Origin of the sequence: Kitasatospora sp. NPDC007106 (assembly GCF_040634455.1) — a bacterium.
Classification (GTDB): domain Bacteria; phylum Actinomycetota; class Actinomycetes; order Streptomycetales; family Streptomycetaceae; genus Kitasatospora; species Kitasatospora arboriphila.
Window position 1 is genome coordinate 1 of record NZ_JBEYFP010000583.1, and the last position, 3,828, is coordinate 3,828.

A 3,828-nucleotide genomic window follows, 5' to 3' on the forward strand; every position below is an offset into this window, starting at 1 on the left:
CCCACCGCGCCCGCCGCGCCCGCCGCGGCGGGGCCACCGGGGCCGGTCCCGAGAACGCCTGAGCCCGTACGGGGCGATTGGATCCGCCGCGGACGGACAGACGCGCGGGCGTGGACCGACTTCGCAGACACACGATCGCCCGGCGGCGGACCATCGCCCGGGCCGGGCCCAGCGCCCGGGTGCGCCGGCGCGCCCCCGACCGGCTGACCCGGCTGCGCCGCCGAGGCTGGCAGGACGCGCTGCGCCGCACCGGCCGGGAGATCCTCGACGACGAGCTCTCCGACCGGGCCGCCGCGCTCACCTACTACGGCGTCCTCGCGATCTTCCCCACCCTGCTGCTGCTCGTGTCACTGGTCGGCCTGGTCGGGCAGTCCGTCACCGGGCAACTGCTCGACAACCTGCGTACCTGGACCCCCGGCCCGGCCCGCGACATCCTCCGCGGCGGTGTCGAGGAGCTGCAGCGCAGCCATGCCACCAGCGGCGCCCTCGCGGTCTTCGGCCTGGCCGGCGCCCTGTGGTCCGCCTCCGGCTACATCGCCGCCTTCATCCGCGCCGCCAACGTGGTGTACGACATCCGCGAGGGCCGGCCGGTGTGGAAGCTGACGCCGCTGCGGCTCGGCCTGACGGTGGTGCTGATGCTGCTGCTCGCCGGCAGCGCCGTGATCGTGGTGTTCACCGGGCCGCTCGCGCGGAAGGCCGGCGAGGCGCTCGGGATCGGCGACGTGGGGGTGCAGGTCTGGTCGATCGCCAAGTGGCCGGTGCTGCTCCTGCTGGTCACGCTGATGATCACGCTGCTGTACTGGGCTGCGCCCAACGTCCGCGGCCGCGGCTTCCGCTGGGTGTCGCCCGGCAGCGTGCTCGCGGTGGCGCTCTGGATCGGCCTGTCCGCCGGCTTCGCCGCCTTCGTGGCGAACTTCTCCTCCTACAACCGGACCTACGGCACCCTCGCGGGAGTGATCGTCTTCCTGGTGTGGCTGTGGCTGACGAACCTGGCGATCCTGTTGGGGCTGGAGTTCGACGCCGAGCTGTCGCGGGCGCGCGCCGTCCAGGGCGGCCTGCCGCGGACGCACGAGCCGTACGTCGAGCCGCGCTCCACGGAGACCTGGGACGACGCCGAGTCCGGTGGCGGCCCCTGAGCGCAGGGGAGTGAGTGACCGATGGCGGCGTGCCGGTCCGACCCCGCAGGGGCGGTGCGGCCCGCGCGCCGCCGTCCGGCCGTACGGCGTCGCCCGGACGGGGGAACCCCACGGTGACCGGCGGCCAGCACCTCCAGGGGCGGCCGCTGCCGCGGTCCGGCGGCCCGCAGCAGAGCGGTCTGCGGGCGCGGCTGGCCGAGGCGGCCCGGGAGACCTGGCGGCGCGGCCGGGAGATCGAACTGCTGCACCGCTCGATGGCCTTCGCCGCGCTCTGCTTCGTCACCGTGGTCCCGCTGCTGGTCGTGATCGCCGCAGCCTCGCCGACCAGCGGCAGCGGGATCGCCGACTGGATGATCGACGGCCTCGGACTGTCCGGCCGCTCGGCCGCCGCGGTGGACGAGCTCTTCGCCTCCCGCCGCGAGGTCGTCACCACCACGACCGGGCTGAGCCTCGCCGCCCTGGCGGTCTTCGGGGTGTCGCTGATGGCGGCGGTGCAGAACGCCTACGAGCGGATCTGGCAGCTGCCGCCGGGTGCCTGGCACTCGGTGTGGCGCCAGGTGGTGGGCCTCGGCGGGCTGATCGGCTACGTGCTGCTGGCGGCCTGGAGCGGGGTGCCGTGGCACCGCACCGGCGCCCAGCCGGCCCTGCGGGTGGCGGCGACCCTGATCGGCGGGCTGCTCTTCTTCTGGTGGCTGCCGCGGCTGCTGCTCGGCTCCCGGGCGTCCTGGCGCACGCTGCTCCCGGGGGCGGTGCTGACCGTGTGCGCCCTGGTCGGGCTGCGGGTGTTCTCCCGGCTGGCGTTCGCCCCGATGATCGTCTCCAACGCGGTGTCCTACGGGGCGATCGGCACCGTGCTGGTGGTGCAGTCCTGGCTGATCGGCGTCGGCTACTGCGTGTACGCGGGCGCCCTGGCCGGTCAGGCCCTGCAGCGCCCGCCCACCCCGCGCCGCCGCGGCCCCCGCTGAGGAAGCCCCGGCCCCCGCCGGACAGGACCGGCCGGTTCAGAGCGACAGGACGCGGCGCTCGCCCGGGTGCACGGTGAAGCAGGAACCGCGCAGCCGGACCCGGATCGGCTCCTCGCGGCCCTCGCGCAGCGAGACGGTCACCGTGCGCCGGTCGACCGCGACCGTCACCCCCCGGTGGCCGCGGTAGTGCAGGTCCAGCTCCAGCCGTCCCAGTGCGGAGGGCAGCCGCGGGTCGAGCCAGAGCGCGTCCTCGCGGATCTCCAGGCCGGTGTAGCAGCGCTGCAGCAGGTCCACGGTGCCGGCCATCGCGCCGAGGTGGATGCCCTCGGCGGTGGTGCCGCCCTGCAGGTCCTCGCGGTCGGCGGCCAGCGCGTCGCGGAAGAACCGCCAGGAGGCCCGGCGGTCCGAGCGGGTCAGCACCCAGGCGTGCACCACCGCGCTGAGGGTCGAGCCGTGCACGGTGCGCGGCAGGTAGTGGCGGACGGTGCGGCGCAGCAGTTCCTCCCCGGCCGGGTAGCCGAGCCGGCGCAGCAGGCCGCGGACCTCACGGGCGGAGAACAGCTGGAAGAGCATCAGGGCGTCCGCCTGCTTGGAGGCCTTGTAGCGGTTGACGGTGTCGCCCTCCGCCTCCAGGATCCGGTCGAGGCGCCGCAGGTCGGGGTAGTGCCGCCGGTAGCGTTCCCAGTCGAGTTCGGCGAGCCGTTCGTAGCCCTCGAACTGGCTGAGCACGCCGTCGTGGAAGGGCACGTGCAGGCGCCGGCCGACCTCCTGCCAGCGGTCCCGTTCGGCCCGGTCGAGGTCGAGGCGTTCCAGCAGTTCGTCGCGCCGGCGGCCGGGCAGCGCGTCGAGGGCGTCCAGGCCGCGGGCCAGCACCCAGGAGGCGAGCACGTTGGTGTACGCGTTGTCGTCCAGGCCGGGCCGGTCGGCCCACGGGTAGGCGTCGTGGTACTCGTCCGGGCCGAGCACGCCGCGGATCGAGTACCGCTCGCGTGCCGGGTTCCACTCGGCGGCCGAGGACCAGAACCGGGCGATCTCCAGCAGCATCTCTGCGCCGGTGTCGGCCAGGAAGCCGCGGTCGCCGGTGGCCTGGTAGTACTGCCAGACGTTGTAGGCGACGGCCGAGCCGACGTGCCGCTGCAGATGGCTGTGGTCGGGCAGCCAGCGGCCGGACATCGGGTTGAGGTGCAGCCGCTGCGACTCCTCGCGGCCCTCGCTGCCGCTCTGCCAGGGGTACATCGCGCCGCGCAGTCCGGCCTCGCGGGCGGCGCTGCGGGCCGCGCCGAGCCGCCGGTGCCGGTAGTCGAGCACGGCCCGGGCGAGTTCCGGGAAGCGCAGGTCGAGCAGTTGGAGGACGAAGAGCTCGTCCCAGAAGACGTGGCCGCGGTAGGCCTCGCCGTGCAGCCCGCGGGCCGGGATGCCGACGTCCAGGCCGACGGAGTGCTCGGAGTAGGTCTGCAGCAGGTGGAAGAGGTGCAGGCGGAGCGTGCCGATCCCGTCGAAGTCGGCCTCGATCCGGCAGCGGCGCCACAGCTCGGCCCAGCGCAGCGCGTGCTCGTCGGCCAGCTGCCCGAAGTCCCCGGCCGACGCGGCGAGCACGGTCGCGGCGTGCAGCGGGTCCCCGGCGTCCGGGTCGCGGTCGGTGCAGACGGCCACGGTCTTCTCCACCGTGACGGGCACGCCCTGCTCCGCGCCGACGGTGAGGATCTGCGCCGCCCGGCCGGGTCCGG

Annotated in this window: 3 protein-coding genes; 2 read left to right on the plus strand and 1 reads right to left on the minus strand. The window is 74.9% G+C overall.

Going from position 1 to position 3,828, the window contains the following annotated elements; genetic code table 11:
* Positions 1 to 179: 179 nt before the first annotated feature.
* Both ABZ641_RS28810 and ABZ641_RS28815 read left to right on the plus strand, forming a co-directional pair.
* Entirely contained in the window at positions 180 to 1,136 is a 957-nt protein-coding gene (locus ABZ641_RS28810; protein WP_344624749.1) for a YihY/virulence factor BrkB family protein, read from the plus strand.
* A 113-nt stretch (positions 1,137 to 1,249) separates the two neighbouring features.
* Complete coding sequence (locus tag ABZ641_RS28815; protein WP_359986392.1) at positions 1,250 to 2,101, plus strand: YhjD/YihY/BrkB family envelope integrity protein; 852 nt, start codon at positions 1,250 to 1,252, stop codon at positions 2,099 to 2,101.
* Positions 2,102 to 2,137: 36 nt separating this feature from the next.
* Here ABZ641_RS28815 and ABZ641_RS28820 read toward each other — a convergent pair.
* On the minus strand, positions 2,138 to 3,828 hold a 1,691-nt coding region (locus ABZ641_RS28820; protein WP_359986395.1), incomplete at its 5' end, for a glycosyl hydrolase family 65 protein.